The sequence below is a fragment of the Bradyrhizobium sp. F1.4.3 genome (assembly GCF_040548375.1).
Lineage (GTDB): Bacteria > Pseudomonadota > Alphaproteobacteria > Rhizobiales > Xanthobacteraceae > Bradyrhizobium.
In genome coordinates, this window is sequence record NZ_JBEPRN010000012.1 from 120,585 (window position 1) to 142,020 (window position 21,436).

General features: G+C 63.4%; 22 protein-coding genes and 1 tRNA gene. 17 read left to right on the forward strand and 6 right to left on the reverse strand.

The window, feature by feature from the left end:
* A complete protein-coding gene (locus tag ABIB73_RS26445) occupies window positions 1–2,154 on the forward strand; it encodes a caspase family protein (protein ID WP_354228689.1) in 2,154 nt (717 codons plus the stop codon).
* 77 nt (window positions 2,155–2,231) lie between these two features.
* Here the strand turns inward: ABIB73_RS26445 and ABIB73_RS26450 are convergent, their stop codons facing one another.
* Window positions 2,232–2,867 carry a DUF6036 family nucleotidyltransferase gene (locus ABIB73_RS26450; protein WP_085398454.1) on the reverse strand — a complete coding sequence of 212 codons (636 nt, stop codon included), beginning with the start codon at window positions 2,865–2,867 and terminating at the stop codon, window positions 2,232–2,234.
* Window positions 2,864–3,250: a hypothetical protein gene (locus ABIB73_RS26455; protein WP_085398455.1), complete on the reverse strand. Its 387-nt coding sequence runs from the start codon at window positions 3,248–3,250 to the stop codon at window positions 2,864–2,866. Before ABIB73_RS26455 ends, ABIB73_RS26450 begins: the two co-directional genes overlap by 4 nt.
* A gap of 958 nt (window positions 3,251–4,208) precedes the next feature.
* On the opposite strand from ABIB73_RS26455, the gene ABIB73_RS26460 reads away from it, so the two are divergent.
* A complete protein-coding gene (locus ABIB73_RS26460) occupies window positions 4,209–5,477 on the forward strand; it encodes a site-specific integrase (RefSeq protein ID WP_085398456.1) in 1,269 nt (422 codons plus the stop codon).
* 273 nt (window positions 5,478–5,750) lie between these two features.
* Here the strand turns inward: ABIB73_RS26460 and ABIB73_RS26465 are convergent.
* Window positions 5,751–5,827, reverse strand: a tRNA-Pro gene (locus tag ABIB73_RS26465).
* 68 nt (window positions 5,828–5,895) lie between these two features.
* On the opposite strand from ABIB73_RS26465, the gene ABIB73_RS26470 reads away from it, so the two are divergent.
* From ABIB73_RS26470 to ABIB73_RS26495, 6 genes are all read left to right on the forward strand, one after another.
* A complete protein-coding gene (locus ABIB73_RS26470; RefSeq protein ID WP_354228692.1) occupies window positions 5,896–6,885 on the forward strand; it encodes an L-threonylcarbamoyladenylate synthase in 990 nt (329 codons plus the stop codon).
* 23 nt (window positions 6,886–6,908) lie between these two features.
* Window positions 6,909–8,336 carry an FAD-binding oxidoreductase gene (locus tag ABIB73_RS26475; RefSeq protein ID WP_354228694.1) on the forward strand — a complete coding sequence of 476 codons (1,428 nt, stop codon included), beginning with the start codon at window positions 6,909–6,911 and terminating at the stop codon, window positions 8,334–8,336.
* Complete coding sequence (locus ABIB73_RS26480) at window positions 8,333–8,791, forward strand: GNAT family acetyltransferase (RefSeq protein WP_354228696.1); 459 nt, start codon at window positions 8,333–8,335, stop codon at window positions 8,789–8,791. Before ABIB73_RS26475 ends, ABIB73_RS26480 begins: the two co-directional genes overlap by 4 nt.
* Complete coding sequence (locus tag ABIB73_RS26485; protein ID WP_354228698.1) at window positions 8,788–9,369, forward strand: NUDIX hydrolase; 582 nt, start codon at window positions 8,788–8,790, stop codon at window positions 9,367–9,369. The genes ABIB73_RS26480 and ABIB73_RS26485 overlap by 4 nt, the downstream gene beginning before the upstream one ends.
* 168 nt (window positions 9,370–9,537) lie before the next feature.
* On the forward strand, window positions 9,538–10,467 hold the full coding sequence (locus ABIB73_RS26490; protein WP_354228699.1) for a glycine reductase: 930 nt from the start codon (window positions 9,538–9,540) through the stop codon (window positions 10,465–10,467).
* Between the two features lie 37 nt (window positions 10,468–10,504).
* Window positions 10,505–11,698, forward strand: a complete 1,194-nt coding sequence (locus tag ABIB73_RS26495; protein WP_354228701.1) for a CaiB/BaiF CoA transferase family protein — start codon at window positions 10,505–10,507, stop codon at window positions 11,696–11,698.
* Between the two features lie 85 nt (window positions 11,699–11,783).
* Here the strand turns inward: ABIB73_RS26495 and ABIB73_RS26500 are convergent, their stop codons facing one another.
* Window positions 11,784–12,542: an SOS response-associated peptidase gene (locus tag ABIB73_RS26500; protein WP_354228703.1), complete on the reverse strand. Its 759-nt coding sequence runs from the start codon at window positions 12,540–12,542 to the stop codon at window positions 11,784–11,786.
* A gap of 63 nt (window positions 12,543–12,605) precedes the next feature.
* Here ABIB73_RS26500 and ABIB73_RS26505 point away from each other — a divergent pair, with 63 nt between their 5' ends.
* The 4 genes from ABIB73_RS26505 (at window position 12,606) to ABIB73_RS26520 (ending at window position 14,658) form a co-directional block, all read left to right on the forward strand.
* Complete coding sequence (locus ABIB73_RS26505; RefSeq protein WP_354228705.1) at window positions 12,606–13,106, forward strand: hypothetical protein; 501 nt, start codon at window positions 12,606–12,608, stop codon at window positions 13,104–13,106.
* A gap of 20 nt (window positions 13,107–13,126) precedes the next feature.
* Window positions 13,127–13,561: an NUDIX hydrolase gene (locus ABIB73_RS26510; RefSeq protein ID WP_354228706.1), complete on the forward strand. Its 435-nt coding sequence runs from the start codon at window positions 13,127–13,129 to the stop codon at window positions 13,559–13,561.
* A gap of 202 nt (window positions 13,562–13,763) precedes the next feature.
* A complete protein-coding gene (locus ABIB73_RS26515; protein WP_354228708.1) occupies window positions 13,764–14,141 on the forward strand; it encodes a TIGR02301 family protein in 378 nt (125 codons plus the stop codon).
* A 250-nt stretch (window positions 14,142–14,391) separates the two neighbouring features.
* Entirely contained in the window at window positions 14,392–14,658 is a 267-nt protein-coding gene (locus ABIB73_RS26520) for a hypothetical protein (protein WP_045005124.1), read from the forward strand.
* Between the two features lie 173 nt (window positions 14,659–14,831).
* On the opposite strand, the gene ABIB73_RS26525 is transcribed toward ABIB73_RS26520, so the two are convergent.
* Window positions 14,832–15,701 (reverse strand): sulfurtransferase, encoded by an 870-nt coding sequence (locus tag ABIB73_RS26525; protein ID WP_354228710.1) that lies wholly within the window; start codon window positions 15,699–15,701, stop codon window positions 14,832–14,834.
* 202 nt (window positions 15,702–15,903) lie between these two features.
* Window positions 15,904–17,238, reverse strand: a complete 1,335-nt coding sequence (locus ABIB73_RS26530; RefSeq protein ID WP_354228712.1) for a dihydroorotase — start codon at window positions 17,236–17,238, stop codon at window positions 15,904–15,906.
* 101 nt (window positions 17,239–17,339) lie between these two features.
* On the opposite strand from ABIB73_RS26530, the gene ygfZ reads away from it, so the two are divergent.
* The 5 genes from ygfZ to ABIB73_RS26555 all read left to right on the forward strand — a co-directional run bounded on the left by ygfZ (window position 17,340) and on the right by ABIB73_RS26555 (window position 21,393).
* Complete coding sequence (gene ygfZ / locus ABIB73_RS26535; protein ID WP_354228714.1) at window positions 17,340–18,221, forward strand: CAF17-like 4Fe-4S cluster assembly/insertion protein YgfZ; 882 nt, start codon at window positions 17,340–17,342, stop codon at window positions 18,219–18,221.
* Window positions 18,218–18,844: a DNA-3-methyladenine glycosylase I gene (locus ABIB73_RS26540; protein WP_354228716.1), complete on the forward strand. Its 627-nt coding sequence runs from the start codon at window positions 18,218–18,220 to the stop codon at window positions 18,842–18,844. The genes ygfZ and ABIB73_RS26540 overlap by 4 nt, the downstream gene beginning before the upstream one ends.
* Window positions 18,841–19,458 carry a YfbR-like 5'-deoxynucleotidase gene (locus ABIB73_RS26545; RefSeq protein ID WP_354228718.1) on the forward strand — a complete coding sequence of 206 codons (618 nt, stop codon included), beginning with the start codon at window positions 18,841–18,843 and terminating at the stop codon, window positions 19,456–19,458. Before ABIB73_RS26540 ends, ABIB73_RS26545 begins: the two co-directional genes overlap by 4 nt.
* Before the next feature lie 248 nt (window positions 19,459–19,706).
* Complete coding sequence (locus ABIB73_RS26550) at window positions 19,707–20,213, forward strand: tyrosine phosphatase family protein (RefSeq protein WP_354228720.1); 507 nt, start codon at window positions 19,707–19,709, stop codon at window positions 20,211–20,213.
* 214 nt (window positions 20,214–20,427) lie between these two features.
* The gene (locus tag ABIB73_RS26555; protein WP_354228722.1) at window positions 20,428–21,393 is read left to right on the forward strand and encodes an NUDIX hydrolase; all 966 of its coding nucleotides are present in this window, start codon (window positions 20,428–20,430) and stop codon (window positions 21,391–21,393) included.
* Window positions 21,394–21,436: the final 43 nt, after the last annotated feature.

Here is a 21,436-nt window from a genome sequence, read left to right on the forward strand (position 1 = left end):
ATGGCCCAAGCCCGTTTTGCCTCCCTCGCGATTGGAATCGACGAGTACCCCCAAGGGTTCTACCAAGGGGATGAATTGCCCCTGAAATGTGCTAGCGCAGACGCCCGCCGTGTCCACGCGTGGGTTTCCGACACCTTCCCGCGCGAGCAGTCGAGACATTTCGCATTTTTCAACGCGCAGGCGACTCACCTTACAATTAAATCCTCGCTCGAGACACTCGCGACCCTGCAAAACCTTGATTTCGTGCTGATCTATCTTGCCGGTCACGGTCGTCGTACGGCAAACGGCGCCAACTTCTGCGCGTACGACCATCCGCAGGTTGGCCAAGGCGTCGATGCCCAATTTATCGACGATGCGCTCCGTAGAATGCAAGCAAAGAACGTCCTGATCTTTGTGGATTGCTGCCACGCGGAGGCGGTATTCTGGGGCAGCGAGTTCTTCAGCCGGTTGGAAGGCTCTCGTTGCAGGTTGTTCGTCGCTTCGTGTCAAGCGGATCAACTAGCCTACGAAGACGATCTCCTAAAATCTGCAACTGACGCCAGTGGGTCAAGTTTGCTTGCGCTGGCGTTGTTCGAGAAAATCGACGAAGCGGCGCGGCTTCGCTCGGAGCACGTTAGCCTGGATGAGGCCTTGTTTCCCTACCTAAAGAGAAGAGTACCTGCGCTCGCGTTCAATCTCAAAGGGAGAGCCCCGCAGGAGCCGGTTTCCGGCGGACTGTCACGCGATAATATCTACCTGCCGATCGCCCCCTCAACTCGCCCACCGCCTGGAACGTTCACCGCGCTATTGGCGCGGTGGCGTTCAGTAGTCACCACTATCTGTGTAATTGCCGCGTTCTCGATCGTGACCATCTATGCCGCGACCTGGCATCTTGAATTCAGCTCCAAGGGCTATTTGGCACTGTTTGCAGGTCCATCCTGGTTACCGTCACTGCCGGGAGATCTCCTGCTACGAAGCGAGCTTCCATTTACAGTAGCTGACATCACCGAAGAGCCGTCCCTTAGGGCAGCGGCGTTGAGCCGGAAGATCGAGGGTGTGTGGTGGCAGACCGATCGTTTCGGCCAGCGCCGCTGGCTACAGGTCATCGAAGGCGCTCTGCGACCTGGCATCCGCGCTTACACTAGGGCACTCAATGGCATGCCCCAGGAAGCAGCTCCAGACTTGAACCTTATCAATCCGGAAAGCTTCGATTTCAAGAGGCGCGGAGCTGGCGTATCCGGATACTCAAGCATGCTGTTTGGCCCCCGGCCGATGGACATAGATCATTTAATCGCCATTGGCGCGTCGGCTGTCCTCGATCATCCTACTGACATGGACGGCTTGATTAGACCGGTCGTTCAGCACAAGGATTTGGCTACATTTAATTCCAACGCATGTGCGACAACAATAAGCTACGAGTACCTCGAGTGGGATAAGGGCGATTTTTGGCAATCGTTGTCTCTCTCGGCGGCCAGAGCCGACGCACCCGAGTTTTTTGACTTTCTGATCTTCCAAGCCCGAGTTCTGGATCTCATCCTACGAGCGGAGCCGCCACGACCGGAATCTCCTGAATCCGATCCACTTGACTACATAGTGTTTAGCGCCGCCAAACTTCGCCACCTGATTAGATCCTACGCACTTGGACGACGATTGAGAAATGAGACGGCGTTAGCGAAAGGAGATGCCGACAAAGTTTCCGAACTGAAAACGTCGGGATGCGGCACGATGGCGGATATTCTCCTTGCTTGGCTGGAGGAGGAGAAAGCTGATCCAGAGCTGCCAGCGAGGATCCTCACTGATCTCACGACGCCCCCGGTCAAGTACGGAAAACGTAGCGATACCGTGGTCAAACTGCTTCTCGGAGCTTTCGAGGAAATTTGCCACCGTGAGGCGATCAAAGAGACGTCTAAAGGGTGGTCTTTGTTATCGCAGGTGCCACAATCGGTGAGCGCCAAGGACAGGCTCCGAATGGCTGTGCGCTTGGCGGCGGATCGCGGGTTTCCGGGAGAGTTGGAAGACGCCCTTTTTCAAACAATCGAAAGATGGCCGAATAGAATTGCCGCAGACAAAGTGCCGCCTATGTGGGCGCAACTGTTCTCAGAGGCGCTGTCGCGTCCCGATCGCGCCCTGCAGACTCTGAGTGTTTGCTTCGATCGAATTGGAGGACCTGAATGAGAAGCGCTGAAGCGCAACGCCCCCCGCCGACGCGCGACGCTGAATCAAGGCGCGATAGGTTGCACAGCCGGCAACGGCTATGATCCGACCGTCTTGCCTGCCGCAGCATCTGCTTTCGGCGCATCCGCAAGGCCGCGCACGAAGTTTATGGCTCGCTCCTGAAGTTCGGCCTCAAGCTTCGTCGCCTTGATGCGCTCGACAACGAGCTCGCGATCGAACGGTCGCGCCTGGTGGTAGCCTTCCACGAACTCCTTGTCCTTGTCGGACAAGCGAGCGAGTTTGGATACGATGATGTCCTCAGGACATGGGGCAACGGCTAGGACCTTTCGATCGTCGACGTCGACCGTCTTGGTGATCGCCCGCTTGTTCCAATCTTCAGGAAGCCGCGCGGTGTTCTCGTCGACACCGTCGATATAGAAGCCGTGCTCGCGATGGAATTTAGAGCCCTCGCCATAGAGGGCATTGATCTCTTCTGAAGCCTCTGGATCGTCTTCGGGATCCAGTTCCTTCTGCTGGATCTCCCAAATCTTCGCGTTTTCCGGATAAGCGTCGATTTCGCCAGAGGTGCGTAGGACGATTGGTGCGTCTGGCCATGAAAGCAAGATGCTTTGGCTGCCGATGATGAAGACCTTGTCGGTTTTAAATAGCCGGGCGATCACCCTGACTGTCTCGACAAGGTCTTCAATAGTGCGAACAAACGAGTTTTGTGTCACGCAGCCATCCGCGGAAGTCCCGCGGTCTGATGGATCGCAGATCTCTCGGCAATCCGCTTCGCCGCCTTCCAGATACGACGGCGCAGAGTGTCGTCCTCGAAATTGATGCCTTCCGCCAAAACGAAAGGTGAGGACAGACGCAGACGCGTCATCTCTTCGTCGCGGCTCGTCAGACGGCGGCGGACCGTAGAAGGAGGAAAGCCAAGCATGTCCGACCACTCGCGAACGAAAGCGTAGCCTTCGAAACGCTGGTAGTTATGGGCCAAAGAATCCTTAGCCCTTTCGACCAGCGACGGGTCGCGACCGATCTGCCGCGCAATAAGCCGATGCATGATCAGCTTCGCGGTGTCGTTCACGTATTCCCGGTTGATCCGGACGCTCATGGCTCTCGACCAGTGCCTATCTCAGGGTGCAAAATAGGGCATCGACCCTTAAAAATCCAGCTACCCACCAATCCTCTTGGACGGCGGATGTTCCCTGTCCGTTCAAACTAGCAGTTCCGATAAGCTCGGGCAACGGGGCAAAAACCCGGAAAATCGCCAAGGTCTAAGGAACCTGACCTCCGACCAGCAAGCGTCTTACTCAACTAAATATGGGGGTATCGATAAGACAAATCAATATCTTAGCTCGATCTATCGCCTCAAGAGCGATAATCCTCCTTTCAGGCCCAAAATGGGAATGGAGGCCATGCCGGCGATACGAACTGAGATCTTCCAGAGAACCTTTACCCCCTCCCCGCGGGAGATCTCCGAGCCCATCCTGGCCCTTTGCCGCGAACTCAGCCCAGACCGACAGCCTGTCTGGATCTCAGTCTTGCCTGAGCCCGGCGCCGTTGCCAGCGAGTGCTTCAGCAACGTTGCCGCAAAGGTTGCGAGAGACGGAGGGACACTGCTTTACGGATGGACGATTTGGGAATGGCCACGAATTTTCGTTGAAGCCGAACATCACGCCATTTGGGAATGCGATGATTCAGAGTCCTCGATCGTCCAATTTGTACTCGGAAGTCGCCGATTGCCGCACCGGCCAAGGCATCAAGCTTCACGAAGGGCAGATTTTGCTTACACGTTGATCAGAACAGCGGAAGCAAAGGTCCCGGGTCCAACATATGCCCAAGCGAAATGCCGACAAGCTTGCGCGCGCGAAAGCACGACCGGATCCCTCCCAATGGAACGAGGATGAAGCGATGACCTTTGTCGAGGCTGTCGCCGTGTTTTTTCCGCAAGGTCCACTGACATTATCATCACTGCGCAGGGCAGCGGCAGTTGGGACTCTTGAAATCGCCAAAGTGGCAGGTAAAGATTTGACGACGCCTCGTGCTATCCGCAAATTGGTAAAGCCATCATGCCGGGCCGCAAAGCCAAGCCGCCGCGACTCTGGTTCCGAGAAGACGACGGATGCTGGGTCATCCTCGATCGATCGGAGGGAAAGCGACGGCAGATCCGCACAGGTTGCAGCCGCGACGACATTGACGGCGCTGCGAAAGCGCTCGAAACCTACATCGGCGGACGGCACCCAACCACAATCGGGGCAAGTGACCCTGGGGTCCTCGCCATAGCCGACGTCCTTACTGCCTACGAGATATCCAAACGGCCAAAGGATAAGAGTGACGAGCGAGCCTGGGCGCAGCATGATCTACTGCTCATCCGGCTCCTCGATCTGAATGGCTTCTTCGGTGACAAGACAGTGAGCAAGCTCAAGGCCCAGCTGTGCCGCGACTTCGTGGACTGGTCCACGAACACGCCGAATGAAAACAACAGGCAGGCCGGGATTAAGCCACGTCAAGACAAAGTTTCCGAGCAAACCGCTAGGCGCCGGCTTGAGGATTTACGTGCTGCCATCAACGCGTACCATGCGGAGCACACGCTGAGCGTCGTTCCGAAGATTACCCTACCTCCCAAGGCGGAAGGCCGCCACCGCTGGCTGACGCGCAACGAAGCCGCGCGCCTGCTCGGTGCCGCGATCGGCTACGTGTGGGATAACGAGCGAAAATCCTGGAAACGAAAGGAAGATGGCAAGCTGTTGCGCCGGGAGCGGTGGATCATCCGGCGACGCTATCCGGCCGCCCGCTTTTGTCTGATTGGCGTTTACAGCGCGCGGCGCGAGGAAACGATTCGGCGCACACAATGGCTCGCCACCACCACGCATCCATGGATGAACCTCGACGGCATGGTCTATCAGGGCAAAGGCGCCCTGGAACGGTCAACTAAGAAACGGCGCCCTCCGGCAAAGATCGCTAGCCGCCTGCGCCCTCACTTGGTCCGCTGGCGCAAGATCGACCAAATGCGATCGAGCGAACTGCGCGCGGCCGGCATTCTGGAGAACGGCGAACAAATCAGATTCGTCGTGAACCGCATTCACGATGGCCAGCCGCTTGCCGGCAAGATCAGGTCAGCTTGGGAAGGTATTCTGCAGGACGCGGGGCTTGGCGAGGATGTTGTCCGGCATTCGCTACGCCATACAGCAGCGACGTGGCTGATGCAGGCCGGCGTCGATATGTGGGAGGCTGCTGGCTGGCTTGGAATGACGGTAGAGCAGCTTGAGGCAAACTACGGTCATCACCATCCTGAATTCCAGGAAGAAGCCGCTGAGGCGTTTGGCGGCCAACGCTAGTCCCGCGCGGGGAACTTGGGATCGATTTCGTTCGCTGCAGCGTCGAGCTCAGATTGAGCGGCCCGCACCTTCGCCCAAGCCCCGGACTTCTCAGGATCCCTCGGCGAAATCTGCAGAAACCGATCGTTGGCTGTGACAAGCGCGTGCACGGCCTTACTCCAACGCTCGTATGCAGAATCGAGCTCTACAGCCACCACATTGCTCCGATCGAGCCATTTCGTTGCGCATTTCGTTGCGCGCAAAAATCATCGAAAGTATAAGTATTTGAAAGAATGGTCGGAGTGGCAGGATTCGAACCTGCGACCCCTGCGTCCCGAACGCAGTGCTCTACCGGGCTGAGCCACACTCCGACAAGAGGCCGGCTTATAGCGTCGGGCTTGGCGCACCGCAAGCGGCCGATTTGAGGAATTTCGTCCCAGTGAAAACGGGTCTTGAAACGCTGATTTTGCCGGCCGGCGGGGCGACCGCAGGGGCCGCCGCCCGGACGTTGGCCTCGGGCGGCCTCGTCGCGTTCCCGACCGAGACCGTCTATGGCCTCGGGGCGGACGCCGCCAATGCGACCGCAATCGCCCATCTCTACGCCGCCAAGGGCCGGCCGGCCTTCAATCCGCTGATCGCCCATGTCGCCGACCTCGCGGGCGCGCAGGCCATCGGCCGGTTCGACGCGCGCGCCCTGAGCCTGGCGGAGGCATTCTGGCCGGGGCCGCTGACGCTGGTGGTGCCGAAGACGGAGGGCTGCCCGGTGGCCGATCTCGCCACCGCTGGCCTCGATACGGTCGCGATCCGCATTCCCGCCCATCCGGTGGCGCAGGCGATTCTGCGCGCCTTTGGCGGGGCGGTGGTGGCGCCGTCCGCAAACATCTCCGGCCATGTCTCGCCGACGCTGGCCGCCCATGTCGAGAGCGACCTTTCGGGGCGGATCGACCTGATCGTCGACGGCGGGCCGGTCGCGGTCGGCGTCGAATCGACGATTCTCGGCTGCTTCGAGGCGCCAATGATGCTGCGTCCGGGCGGACTTTCGCGCGAGAAAATCGAGGCGGTGCTTGGCGCACCGCTGGCGCGGCCGCCCGCAGACGCCGAGAGCGACGACAGCCAGCCGCTGGCGCCGGGCATGCTGGCCTCGCATTACGCGCCGCGGGCCAATGTGCGGCTCAATGCGCGCGACGTCGCGCCGGGCGAGGCGCTGCTGGCGTTCGGCCCCGTGCAACTGCCCAGCCTTGACGCTGAGGTGACTGTCATGAATTTGTCGCCCGCGGCTGATCTCGATGAGGCCGCCGCCAATCTGTTCGGTTATCTTCGCGCTCTCGATGCGAAGGGACCGCGGGCGATCGCGGTGATGACGATCCCCGAAGAGGGTCTGGGCGAGGCGATCAACGATCGGCTGCGCCGGGCCGCGGTGGCGCGATAAGAAGCGGAATGAGAGAAGAAGGCATGAACATCAATAAATCAGCAACTCCTCCGCTTGCGCCCGAGCTGATTGAACAATTCCGCAAGATCGTCGGCGACAGGCACGCGATCACAGACGCGGCCGACATCGAGGCCTACGTCACCGAGGAGCGCAATCTGTTCCACGGCCGCTCGCCGCTGGTGCTGCGCCCGGGCTCAACGGCGGAAGTCGCCGCGATCTGCAAGCTCGCCTCCGCGCACAAAATCGCGCTGGTGCCGCAGGGCGGCAATACCGGGCTCGTCGGCGGGCAGACGCCGCACAATGGCGAGGTGGTGGTATCGCTGCGCCGTCTGGACAAGATCCGCGAGGTCGACGTCGCCTCCAACACCATGACCTGCGAGGCCGGCGTGGTGCTGCAGATCGCGCAGCAGAAGGCCGCTGAAGTGGACCGGCTGTTTCCGCTGTCGCTCGGCGCGGAGGGCAGCTGCACCATCGGCGGCAATCTCTCGACCAATGCCGGCGGCACCGCCGCGCTCGCCTATGGCGTCGCGCGCGAGATGGCGCTGGGGCTCGAAGTTGTGCTCGCCGACGGGCGCGTGCTCAACGTGCTGTCGAAGCTGAAGAAGGACAACACCGGCTACAATCTGCACAACCTCTTCATCGGCGCGGAGGGCACGCTCGGCATCATCACGGCGGCGACGCTGAGACTTTTCCCGAAGCCGCGGGCGATCGAGACCGCGTTCGTCGGGCTGAAGTCGCCTGAGGCGGCTCTGAAGCTGCTCACGATTGCACAGGGCGAAGCCGCGAACGCGCTGACGAGCTTCGAGCTGCTGTCGGAGATGGCGGTGGATTTTTCGATCCGCCACGGCATCGACGTGCGCGATCCGCTCCAGGCGAAGCATCCCTGGTACGTGCTGATGGAATTGTCCTCACCGGGCGAGGATGCCCGCGCGCCGCTAGAGGCGATCCTGACCCGCGCCATGGAGGAGGAGATCGTCGACGACGCCGTGATTGCGGCCAACCTGACCCAGCGCGCCGGTTTCTGGAAGCTGCGCGACGAGATGTCGTCGGCGCAGAAGCCGGAGGGCGGCTCGATCAAGCACGACATCTCCGTGCCGGTGGCCGCCGTGCCCGCCTTCATCGCGGAGGCCAATGCCGCCGTGGTAAAACTGATCCCCGGCGCGCGGCCGGTGCCGTTCGGCCATCTCGGCGACGGCAATCTGCACTACAATGTCAGCCAGCCCATCGGCGCCAACAGCGCGGATTATCTGGCGCGCTGGCACGAAATGAACGCCGTGGTGTTCGCGATCGTGCTGCGCATGGGCGGCTCGATCTCGGCCGAGCACGGCATCGGCGTGCTCAAGCGCGACGAACTGCCTGATGTGAAGGACAAGACCGCGATCGAGCTGATGCGCGCGATCAAGGCAATGCTCGATCCGCTTGGCATCATGAATCCGGGGAAAGTGCTGTGAACGAATCCGCGTCCTCCGCCCTCGCGATCGATGCGATCAAAGATGCCGATATCGAGCCGGTCGTCGCGCTGTGGCAGCGCTGCGGCCTGACGCGCCCCTGGAACGATCCGCATGCCGACATCACGCTGGCGCGGCGGCGCGACAATTCGACGATCCTGGTCGGCCGCAATAGTGGCGCAATCGCCGCGACTGTCATGGTCGGCCATGACGGCCATCGCGGCTGGGTCTATTACGTCGCCGTCGATCCCGATAGCCGCAAGCGCGGCTATGGCCGGGTGATCATGGCCGCGGCCGAGGACTGGTTGCGCGGGGCCGGCATCGCAAAGCTCCAGCTCCTGGTCCGCCGCGAAAACGCGCAGGCCAATGCGTTCTACGCCTCGCTCGGCTTCGAGGAATCCACCTCGGTGATGTTCCAAAAGTGGCTCGACGGCCGCGATCCCGGAAGACAGCAATGACCATTTCCGATCGCGTCCGCATCAAGGACGTCCGCGTGCTCTCGGACAACTGGACAATCCTGAAGAACACCACGCTCGAATACCGGCGCGCCAATGGCGAGTGGCAGACGCAGCACCGGGAAACCTACGAGCGCGACAACGCCGCCGCCGTGCTGCCCTACAATCGCGCACGGCGCACGGTGATCCTGGTGCGCCAGTTCCGTCTGCCGGCCTATATCCGCGGCTACGACGATCTTCTGATTGAGGCGGCCGCCGGCGTGCTGGACGATGCCTCACCCGAGGTGCGCATCCGCGCCGAGGCCGAGGAGGAGACCGGCTATCGCCTGCACCACGTCCACAAGGTGTTCGAGGCGTTCATGAGTCCCGGCGCCATCACCGAAAAGCTGCATTTCTTCGTCGCCGAGTACGAGCCGGAGATGCGCGTCAGCGCCGGCGGGGGCCTCGAGCACGAAGGCGAGGACATCGAGGTGCTGGAGCTCGGTATCGACGAGGCGCTGGCGATGATCGCGGACGGACGCATCATCGACGCCAAGGCGATCATGCTGCTGCAATATGCGGCGCTGCATATCTTTAGATAACTCGCGAGCTGCCTTCCCTTCTCCCCTTGTGGAAGGGGAGAGGGGAAACAGTGCCCGTGCGGCATCATCCGCAACTGCAATTCTGGCCTGCGCTGCCCTACCCGCTGTTGAGCTCCCCGCCGACTATCTCTAGTCTGGCCTCAACAAGAACCCTAGGAGACGCGCCCCATGTCCGCTCCGCGCGACGACGAATTCGGCTTTGCACCCGACTACGATGCCCCCGTCCCCTATATGCAGCGCACGCGCGATTATTACACGGCGATCGGCTACACCACAGCCTATCGCTGGGCGCATTACACCGAGGCGCCGTTCCAGCCGCTGAAGAAGCCGCTTTCGCAGTCGCGGGTCACCATCATCACGACGGCAGCACCTTACGATCCGGCCAAAGGCGACCAAGGGCCCGGCGCAGCGTATAATGGCGGCGCGAAGTTTTACCAGGTCTATGACGGCGACACCTCCAAGCAGCACGATCTGCGCATCTCGCACATCGGCTACGACCGCAAGCACACGTCGGCCACCGACAACGGTACCTGGTTTCCGCTGCCGCAACTCCTGAAGGCGCGGGCCGCGGGACGGATTGGCGAAGTCGCCCCTCGCTTCTTCGGCGCGCCGACCAACCGCAGCCATCGCGTCACCCTCGACACCGACGCGCCGGAGATTCTGGCGCGCTGCCTCGCCGATGCGGTCGATGTCGCCGTGCTGGTGCCGAACTGCCCGGTCTGTCACCAGACCACGGCGCTGGTGGCGCGGCATCTGGAGGCCAACGGCATTCCGACCGTGGTGATGGGTTGCGCCAAGGACATCATCGAGCACGCCGCCGTGCCGCGCTTTCTGTTCTCGGATTTCCCGCTCGGAAATTCCGCCGGCAAGCCGCATGACGTCGCCTCGCAGACGCAGACGCTGGAGCTCGCGCTAAAACTGCTGGAGACTGCGAGCGGGCCGCAGACCACGATGCAGTCGCCGCTGCGCTGGAGCGAGGATGCTTCCTGGAAGCTCGATTACAACAATGTCGCGCAGCTTTCGCCGGAAGAACTCGCGCGCCGCCGCGCCGAATTCGACAAGCAGAAGGAGATCGCGCGCGGCAACCGCGCTGCCTGACGTCCTCCGACAACGATAGTCAAAAAGGGAGAGCGACGTGATGCGACCGTTCGAGGGCGTGAAGATCCTGGATTTCACGCAAGTGCTGGCCGGCCCCTATGCGAGCTACCAGCTCGCCCTGCTCGGCGCCGACATCATCAAGGTCGAGCGGCGCGAGGGCGAGGACATGCGCCGCACGCCGCTGTCGCGCGAATGGGCCGAGCGCGGGCTTGCGCCGGCGTTCCAGGCCATCAACGGCAACAAGCGCAGCCTGACGCTCGACCTGCAAAAGCCCGATGCCATCGCCATCGTGAAGAAGCTCGCCGCGCAGGTCGACGTCGTGATGGAAAACTTCCGCCCCGGCGTGATGGACAAGCTCGGCATTGGCTATGAGGCACTCTCGGCGCTCAATCCAAAGCTGATCTATTGCGCGGTGTCCGGCTTCGGCCAGACCGGCCCGGACCGCCTGCGGCCCGGCTATGACGGCAAGATGCAGGCGCTGTCCGGCATCATGGCGATATCAGGCCATCCCGAGACCGGCCCGACCCGCGCAGGCTTTGCGGTGTGCGATGTGCTGTCAGGCGCGACCGCCGCGTTCGGCGTGTCGAGCGCGCTGTATCAGCGCGACCGCACCGGCCAGGGCCAGTTCGTCGACGTCTCCATGCTGGAGGCGACGATGGCGTTTCTGTCGGGGCAGATCGCGGACTGGTCGGTCGCCGGCCATCGCCAGCAATTGTCGGGCAACCAGGCGGTGAGCCGCAGGACCACCGCGAATTTGTTCAAATGCGGCGACGGCCACATCCTGCTCGCCGTCAACAACGAGAAGCAATACCGTGCGCTGATGTCTGCCCTCGGCCGCGAGGATACGCTGTCCGATCCGCGCTTTGCCGACTGGTTCTCGCGCAACGAGAACGAGCCCGCGTTGCGCGCCATCATCGAGGAAGCGCTCGCAGCAAAGCCGGCGCGCGAATGGGAGACGATTCTGGAAGACGCCGGCGCGCCCTGCGCCAGCATCTGGAAGATCGAGGAGGTCATCGATCATCCGCAGATCGCGGCACGCGGCGCCATTCAGGAGCTGGACACACCCTACGGCCGCCTGCGCTTCGCCGGCAGCGGATTCAAGCTCGCGCATGGTGGCGGCAGGCTGGATCGGATGGCGCCGGAGCTTGGTGCGGATACGGACACGGTGCTGGGTGAGTTGGGTTTTGACGCGGCGGAGATTGCGGCGTTAAGGGCAAGGGAGATTGTGTAGAGCAGCAGCCAAAAACTCAGCTGTCGTCCCGGACAAACGTCAGCGCAGATCCGGGACGACGGCGAAGTGAATGGCACCAGCTTGCTTAGAATAACGATCCCTGCCCGTCATCAGCCGACCCGGCCGCGGCTTTCCGCACGACCTTCTTCGGCTTCACCATCTCCGCCTCCATCTCTTCGGCACTGATCGGCAGCAGCAATTGCTCGTCGTCATTAGCGACGCGATTGACGCGGGTGGAGACCGGGTGCCAGGCGAATTCGCCGATGCGCGGAGCCGTCATCAGCGGCATCACGGCGTCGATCTCATCGCCGCGACTATCGAGCCAGCGCTCGAAATCGCGCGGGCTGATGGTGACGGGCACGCGGTCATGCAGCCCGGCGAGATCCTCGCCGGCCGCCGCCGTGACGATCGCGACCGTGTCGAGCTCCTCGCCGTTCGGTCCGGCCCAGGTCTCGAACACCGCGGCAAAGCCGAGCGGCGCGCCATCGGCGCGATGGATGAAGAACGGCTGCTTGCGGCCGTCCATCGCCTTCCATTCGTAATAGCCGTCGGCGGGAATCAGGCCGCGACGCCGGCGAATCGCGTTCTTGAAGGCGGGCTTTTCCAGCAGCGTCTCCGAACGTGCGTTGATCAGCAACGTGAAGCCCCGGGGGTCCTTGACCCAGCTCGGCAGCAGGCCCCAGCGCATCAGGCGGAAGTGGCGGGCGCCGTTCTCGACCAGCACGACCGGAATCGGTTGCGTCGGGGCCACATTGTACCGGGGCGGGAAATTCGGTTGCTCGATATAGCCGAACAGTTGCCGCAAAGCCGCGGGGGCCGAAGTTATGACGAAGCGTCCACACATCCTTGAGGGCCTATTTAGGGTCCGTTCAGGTCCTTTTAACCCCGAACGCTAACACTGCGGCAGATGAGCTCAACGGCCTCCCAACCCGCGCGGACGCAAGCACAGACGGGCCCCGAGGCCGCGGCCTGGGCCGATCGGCTGCGCGTGGCCAACATCAATCCGCGGACCGGGCTTGCCACTGACTATCTCAACCATTTTAATGAAGCCGTGATGCTCCTGGAAATGGTCCCGGACATGCCGGAATGCGCGGAAGATTTCTTGACATGGTCACCGCTGTCCTATGCCGAACATTTCACCGCGTCGAATTTCAAGGCGCGCGATCTTGCCATCGAAGCCTATGAGAAGGCCGATCCCAATGTGCGCACGCAGTTCGACCACCTCACCGACACCATGACCTCGATTCTATCAGCGGTCGGCTGGGCCATGCGTGACGTCGAGAAGGACACGACCCGAGTGCGCCTCGCCGAGCAGGCAACTCTCTGGGTCAAGCCGCTGATCGCGGCCTGCGGCGGCATCATCAATGGCGGCGCAGAAGCCGACGTCGACACCATCATGGCGAATTGAGCCCGGGTAGTTGAAGAGATATGGCCCCGGTCGTCCAGCCCACCCATCCCCAGCTCGCAGTCTCAGCCGCGATCTTTCGCGACGGCGAGGTGCTGCTGGTCCGCCGCGCCCGCTCGCCCGCCAAGGGCTTCTATTCGCTACCAGGCGGCCGGGTCGAGTTCGGTGAATCGCTACACCAGGCGCTGGCGCGCGAGGTCGACGAGGAGACCGGGCTCAGAATCGAGATCGTTGGCCTCGCCGGCTGGCGCGAGGTGCTGCCGGCCACGGCCGGCGCCGGCCATTACCTGATCATTTCCTTTGCCGCCCGCTGGGCGGCCGGGGAACCGGCTCTCAACGACGAGCTCGACGATTACCGCTGGATCGCCCCTGACACCCTGGCGAGCCTCGGCGACCTCAAGCTGACCGGGGGGCTGGAGGAGGTCATCCAGTCCGCGCACAGGCTGATCGGACCCTAGATCCAACCGCGCGCCCCGCTGCACCTCTCCCGCCTGCGGGAGAGGTCGCGCCGAAGGCGCGGGTGAGGGCTTTCTCCTCTAGGGGGTTCTCTCGCCAGCGGAAGCACCCTCTCCCCGACCCTCCCCCGCAAGTGGGGAGGGAGCGCACCGCCCGCGCGGCTCGCCTTGCTTCTCCAGCCCCGAGGGGGCATACACCCCGCCGATGTCTACGCGATTTCTGGCCATTTTTGCCCTGGTTCTCGCCTGCGTTTCCGTGCCCGCCCGGGCCCAGGACGTGGCGGCGCCGTTTGACGGCGATCTCCAGCGGCTGGCCGAGATCCTCGGCGGCCTGCACTATCTGCGCGGCATCTGCGGGTCCAACGAGGGCAACAAATGGCGCAGCGAGATGCAGGCGCTGATCGATGCCGAGACCCCCTCGGGCGAGCGCCGCACCCGCATGATCGCCGGTTTCAACCGCGGCTATAACGGCTTCCAGCAGACCTACCGGAGCTGCACGCCAGCCGCGACCGTCGCGATCCGCCGCTACATCGAGGAAGGCTCGAAGATCTCGCGCGATCTGACTGCGCGTTACGCGAACTAATTTTCTTCGTCATTCCGGGGCGCGCGCAGCGCGAACCCGGAATCCATCAAGCCGCAGAGTTGGTGGCACGATGGATTCCGGGTTCGCGACTTCGTCGCGCCCCGGAATGACAGTGCCTGGAACCCCGACATCGTCTTTGTCCACCGCCATTAACCGTTCCTAAAGATGTGGCCTAGCGAGCGTTAATACGCGTGCTACACCTCTCGTGCAGCGCATCGCCGTGGATCGCGCCCCAGCCCTGTCGAGTTTCATGAGCCATCCAGTGTCCTACGCCCCCGCCCGCGCGCCGCTGCCCGATCACGAGCAGAAACAGGCCGCGCTGAGCTATCTCAACGAAGCCTGGGCCGAGGCGCGCCATGACGGCGTTGACGGCGATTGCCTGGCGCAGGCGAGCCTGTTCGCGGCGCTCGCCGAGCTCGTCGGCACCTATGGCGAAGACGCGGTGGCGAAATTCGTCGAGGGTTTTCCCGCCCGCATCCGCAACGGCGAATTCTCGGTCGACATCTCCCGGCAATAAGCAGTTTTCGAAAATGACCCCGCCACGCGGGCGGGGCCAGTTTACGGATGAATGACTTGGCGAATAAATTCGCGAAGTCTGCCGCGCTTATCGCACGGAAGCTGCTCCCTGCTGACAAGCATTAGTCTCGCGATGACCGGGAGATGTTCCCGGCAGGGTCGGGAATGCGCGCCTTAGTCGGTCTCGATCGGCAGCGCCGGATCCCTCGCCCACTCGCCCATCGAGGCATCGTACAGCATCAGCTTGTCGTAGCCGAGCTGCGTCAGCAGCAACAAATCAATCGTCGCCGAGATGCCGCCGCCGCAATAGCAAATCACATTCTTGTCGCGCGTGACGCCTGCCGCAGCGAATTTGGCTTCGGCATCCGCAAGCGTCGTCAGCGTCTTGTCGGGATTCGTCAGCGTTGCGGCGGGAACGTTGACGCTGCCGGGAACACGGCCGGGCCGGCCGTAGCGGCTCGGCTCGAGGCCGCGATGAAACTGCGGCCCGAGCGCGTTGACGATTGCCGTCGAGGGATCGCCGATCCGAGCCTTCACAGTATTCTTGTCAACGAAGAAGCCCGCGCGCGGTGTGGCCTTGAAGGTCGTGGCCGGATAGCCCTTCGATACACCCGTCTCGACTGGCCGCCCCTCGGCCTTCCATTTGTCGAACCCGCCGTCGAGCACCTGCGCATCGACGCCGAGCGAACGCAGCATCCACCAGAACCGCGTCGCCCACATCATCGTGCCGATGCTGTAGAGCACGACGGTCCTGGTCGCATCGAGGCCGTGGCGGCCGAAGGCGGCCTCTAACTGCGCGATACCAGGCATCATGAAGAAGTGCTGCGCGGAGGTGTCGGAGAACTCGCCTTGCAGGTCGAGGAAATCGGCGCCCGGAATGTGGCCGTCCTCGAACGTCTTGTCGCCGGGCACGGCGCGATAAGGCACATCGCTGCCCGGCGGCACCGGCTCATTATAGGTCGTGCAGTCGTAGAGGCGGAGGCTGGGATCGCCGAGGATCGCAGCGAGTTGCTCGGTGGTGATGAGGGGTGCCGGTTGGGTCATCGAATGCTCTCCCATGCTTCCTCAATGTCGTCCCGGCGAAGGCCGGGAGCCATACCGCGTGACCTATCGGTGAATGTAGGTATTCGTACCGAGGGTAGGACTAGCAACTACTGGTCTTCGCCAAACTTCTCCCTGTGGTTATGGGTCCCGGCCTTCGCCGGGACGACGGCGAGGTTGTGGCGAGAGCGGAGAACGAGACGCCCTACGCCTTCAGCGTCTCCAGAAACCGCACCGGCTCGCCTTGCGACGCCGTCACCAACTCGCCCTGCCACATCACGCGGCGGCCGCGGATGAAGGTGCCGACGGGCCACCCCGTAACGCGCACGCCGTCGTAAGGCGTCCAGCCGGCCTTGGAGGCGACCCATTTGTTGGTGATGGTTTCGCTGCGTTTGAGGTCGACGATGGTGAAGTCGGCGTCGTAGCCCGCCGCGATGCGGCCCTTGCAGGCCATGTTGTAGAGGCGCGCGGGGCCGGCGCTGGTGAGATCGACGAACCTTGCCAGCGACAGGCGGCCGGCATTGACGTGATCGAGCATGAGCGGCACCAGCGTCTGCACGCCGGTCATGCCGGAGGGCGAGGCGGGGTAGGTCTTCTGCTTTTCTTCGAGCGTATGCGGAGCGTGGTCGGAGCCGAGCACGTCGATGATGCCCTGCTCGATGCCGCGCCAGATGCCGGCGCGATGATCGGCCCCGCGCACCGGCGGGTTCATCTGCGCAAGCGTACCGAGCCGCTCGTAGCATTCGGGCGCCGCCAGCGTCAGATGATGCGGGGTCGCCTCGCAGGAGGCGACGTCCTTGTGGTCGCGCAAGAACTCGATCTCTTCCTTGGTCGAGATGTGCAGCACGTGAATGCGCTTGCCGGTCTCATGCGCGAGCTTCACCAGCCGCTGCGTCGCCATCAGCGCCGCGGTCTCGTCGCGCCAGACCGGATGCGAGCGCGGATCGCCTTCGATGCGCAGCGATTTGCGGTCGTTGAGGCGATACTCGTCCTCGGCATGGAACGCGGCGCGGCGGCGGATTACCTGGAAAATTCGCCGCAGGCTTTCGTCGTCCTCCACCAGCAGGGCGCCGGTCGAGGAGCCGATGAAAACTTTTACGCCGGCGCAGCCCGGCGCGCGTTCGAGCACCGGCAGGTCCTGGACATTCTCGCGGGTGCCGCCGATGAAGAAGGCGAAATCGCAATGCATGCGGTGATGGGCGCGCTTCACCTTGTCGGTGAAGGTGGCTTCCGTCACCGTGAGCGGCGACGTGTTCGGCATCTCGAACACGGCGGTGACGCCACCCATCACGGCGCTGCGCGAGCCGGTCTCGAGGTCTTCCTTCTGCTCCAGCCCGGGCTCGCGGAAATGCACCTGCGTGTCCATCACGCCCGGCAGGATGTGCAGGCCTTTGCAGTCGACCATCTCAGCGGCAGAACCTTGCGACAGCGGGCCCAGCTCGGCGATCCGGCCGTTGGTGATGCCGATATCGCGAACACCCTCGCCGTCCTGGTTGACCACGGTGCCGCCCTTGAGGATGACGTCGAAACGCTGGGTCATGGCTAAAGGCCTCTCTCATCCCCAAGCGCGGGGCTCGAGGTCTTGTCGTTTATGCGTTGCGGGCTTACGTTCCGGAGCAACATGTCGCAAGAGATTTTCGCATGAAATCAGCGTTTCTTCTCGACCGGGGCGTGGTCAAGGTCGCGGGCGAGGATGCGCGCAACTTCCTCAACGGCCTCATCACCACCGACGTCGACAGGCTCAAGCCGGGCCTGGGGCGATTCGGTGCGCTGCTGACGCCGCAAGGCAAGATCGTCGTCGATTTCCTGATCACGGAGGTGCCCGCCGGCCATGGCGGCGGGTTCCTGATCGACTGCCCGAAGGCGCTGGCCGAGGGCCTCGCCACCAAGCTGAAATTCTACAAGCTGCGCGCCAAGGTAACGGTGGAAAACCTCTCCGATAATCTCGGCGTGCTCGCAGCCTGGGGCGGCCCGCTTGCAGCCCAGCCGGATCTCGCCTTTGCCGACCCGCGTAACGAAGGGCTCGGCCACCGCATCCTGATTCCCGAAGATCTCAAGCAGAAGCTGTCCGATCTGATCGGCGCCGAGCTCGTCGATGCGGCCGAGTATGAGGCGCACCGCATCGCGCTCGGCGTGCCGCGCGGCGGGCTCGATTTCATGTACAGCGATGCGTTCCCGCACGAGACCAACATGGATCGTCTCTCCGGCGTCGATTTCGACAAGGGCTGCTATGTCGGCCAGGAGGTCGTCTCGCGCATGCAGCATCGCGGCACTGCGCGCACCCGCAGCGTCAAGGTGCTGCTCGACGGGCCCTCGCCCGAGACCGGCGCCACCATTCTCGCCGGCGACAAGCCGGTCGGCACCATCGGCTCGACCGCCGACGGCAAGGCCATCGCGCTGGTGCGCATCGACCGCGTCGCCGACGCGCTCGACGCCGGCCAGCCGCTCACCGCCGGAGGCATCGTGTTGCGCCTCGCCGAGCCGGAGGTCGTCCGCATTCCAACGAAGCAGCCCGTCGCATGAGCCGCGCCCCGCGCCTGCATGCCGACGGCCTGACGCGCTGCCCCTGGCCGGGCGAAGATCCGCTCTATGTCGCCTATCACGACACCGAATGGGGCGTGCCGGAATATGACGACCGCGCGCTCTATGAGAAGCTGATCCTCGACGGCTTCCAGGCCGGCCTGTCCTGGATCACGATTTTGCGCAAGCGCGAAAATTTCCGCAAAGCCTTCGACGACTTCCAGCCGGAGAAGATCGCGCGCTACAACGCCAAGAAGGTCCATGCGCTGATGAACGACGTCGGCATCGTGCGCAACCGCGCCAAGATCGACGGCACCATCCTGAGCGCAAAATCCTATCTGGAGATCATGGAGAAGGGCCCGGGCTTCTCGAAGCTGTTGTGGGATTTCATGGGCGGCCGGCCCCTGGTCAACCATTTCAAGACCACCGCAAGCGTGCCGGCCTCGACGCCGCTATCCGTGCAGATCTCCAAGGAGCTGTCCTCGCGCGGCTTCAAATTCGTCGGCCCGACCATCGTCTACGCCTTCATGCAGGCGACCGGCATGGTCAACGACCATCTCGTCGACTGCCATTGCCACGCGGGCTGCGGCAAGACGCAGCGCAAGCCGCGCCTCAAAGCCAAATGACCGCGAAGAAGGCCGCCGCACGTGACGTCCAGTCCCGTGCCTGGCAGCGCATGCTGTCGGGCCGGCGGCTCGACCTGCTCGATCCTTCTCCGCTCGATGTCGAGATCGCCGACATCGCGCATGGGCTGGCGCGCGTGGCGCGCTGGAACGGGCAGACCATTGGCGCGCACATCTTCTCGGTCGCACAGCACACGCTGCTGGTGGAGACCGTGATGCGGCACGAGACGCCGCGCGTCGATCAGCGCGTGCGGCTCGCAGCGCTGCTGCACGATGCACCCGAATATGTGATTGGCGACATGATCTCGCCGTTCAAGGCCGTGCTCGACGGCCACTACAAGGCGGTCGAGAAGCGCCTGCTCGGCGCCATCCACATTCGCTTCGGCCTGCCGCCGGTGCTGGCCGACGAAATCACGCAGGCCATCAAGGCCGCCGATCGCGGCGCGGCCTATCTGGAGGCGACCGAGCTCGCCGGCTTCAGCGACGCCGAGGCCAAACGCCTGTTCGGCCGCGATCCCGGCCTCTCCGACAGCGTCCGGCGCGACTATCTCACGCCATGGACGGCGGCGCGGGCCGAGAAGCAGTTTTTGGAGCGGTTCAACGCGGTGTTTGCGTAGAGCGTTGTTGCGGGTTGGTGGTGCCCCTTGCTCCACCGTCGTCCCGGCGAAGGCCGGGACCCATAGCCACTGGGAGAGGTTGCGGTGCGAAACTGGCAACCACGAGTCTTCGCCAAACCACTCCCTGTGGTTATGGGTCCCGGATCCTCGCTGCGCTTGTCCGGGACGACGCGGTGAATGAATAAAGGCCGCGAGCTTCACTTTGCCCACCCTACAGCCGCGGCTATAATCAACAAAAAGGTCCCCCCATGATCCACGTTTGCTCCCTCGCCGCACTTCCCGAAACCGTTCGCATCACCAGGGCCAGCCATGTGCTGACCGTGATGGCCAATGTCGAGCAGGTGGCGCGGCCGGTCTCAGTGCTGCCGGCCAACCATCTCAAGGTGTCGATGGACGATATCACCGAGGAGATGGACGGTTTCGTCGCGCCCTCGGAAGCGCATGTCGACCAGGTGTTGAATTTCGTGCGCGGCTGGGACCGCAACGCGCCGCTGGTGGTGCATTGCTATGCCGGCATCAGCCGCTCCACCGCGAGTGCGTTTGCCGCCGTCTGCGCACTCAATCCAAATCGCGACGAGGTCGAGATCGCCAAGAAAATCCGCGCCGCCTCGCCGATCGCCTCGCCGAACCGGCGCATCGTCGGCCTTGCCGACCGCGCGCTGGGGCGCAACGGCCGCATGCTGCGCGCGCTCGACGAGATGGGCCCGGGCGCGATGATGGTCGAGGGCCGCCCCTTCGTGATCGAACTCGAATGACAGTTGCGCGCCACAGCATAGGTGCGCTCCCTCTCCCGCTTGCGGGGGAGGGTTGGGGTGCTTCCGCATCGGGGCACTCCCGGTGTGGAGAGAGCCCTCACCGGGCGCTACGCGCCGACCTCTCCCGCACGCGGGAGAGGTCGCAGCGAGCCCGCGGAGAGGCTGACTCAATCAACCGGCATATCTTTTTCACAACGCCTGCGATCATCCCCGCATGAGCGACAGACTGACGCCGATCGAGATCGGCCTGACCGCGGCGATCGTCGCGATCGAGGACCATGAGCCGCTGGTCCTCACCGCACGCGGCGGCGACGGGCTTGCCGGCCTGCCGTTCGGTCCGTTCGATGCGCCGAGCCATCGCACCTTCGAGATCGGCCTACGCGCCTGGGTCGAGGCGCAGGCGGGCTTGCGGCTCGGCTATGTCGAGCAGCTCTACACCTTCGGCGATCGCGGCCGGCATGCGGAAGCCGGCGATACCGGTGCACATATGGTGTCGATCGGATATCTCGCGCTGACACGCGCCGTCGACGGCGCGGCATCCGCAAACGCGGCGAGCTTCGAGCCCTGGTATCGCTTCTTTCCCTGGGAGGACTGGCGCGAGGAGCCGTCCGCCATCATCGCCCGCGACATCATCCCGGAGTTGACGAGGTGGGCCGAGGAGGAAACGCCGGAGACGACGCGTGCGCTGCCGCGCAGGGATCGCGTACGCTTCTATTTCGGCCTCGAGGGTGCTGCCTGGGACGAGGAGCGCGTGCTCGACCGGTACGAATTGCTCTACGAGGCCGGGCTGGTCGAGGAAGCGCGGCGCGATGGCCGCCCTGCGGCATTAGCACGCAAGACGCTTCCCGCACTCGGCACCTCGATGCGATTCGACCACCGGCGGATCCTTGCGACCGCGATCGCGCGGCTGCGCGCAAAACTGAAGTATCGTCCTGTCGTCTTTGAACTTTTGCCGGCGGAATTCACACTCACCGAATTGCAGTATACGGTGGAGGCGATCTCCGGCCGGCACCTGCACAAGCAGAATTTCCGCCGCCTGGTCGAAACGGGAGCCCTGGTCGAACCGACCGGGGTGATGTCGACACAGACGGGTGGACGGCCAGCGGCGCTCTATCGCTTCCGCCGCGACGTGCTCCAGGAACGGCCCGCACCCGGCTTGCGCGTACGCTCCCGGCGTTAGGTTAAGATTTGCGCGATCGGCCCCTGCACGCCGATTGCCTGGA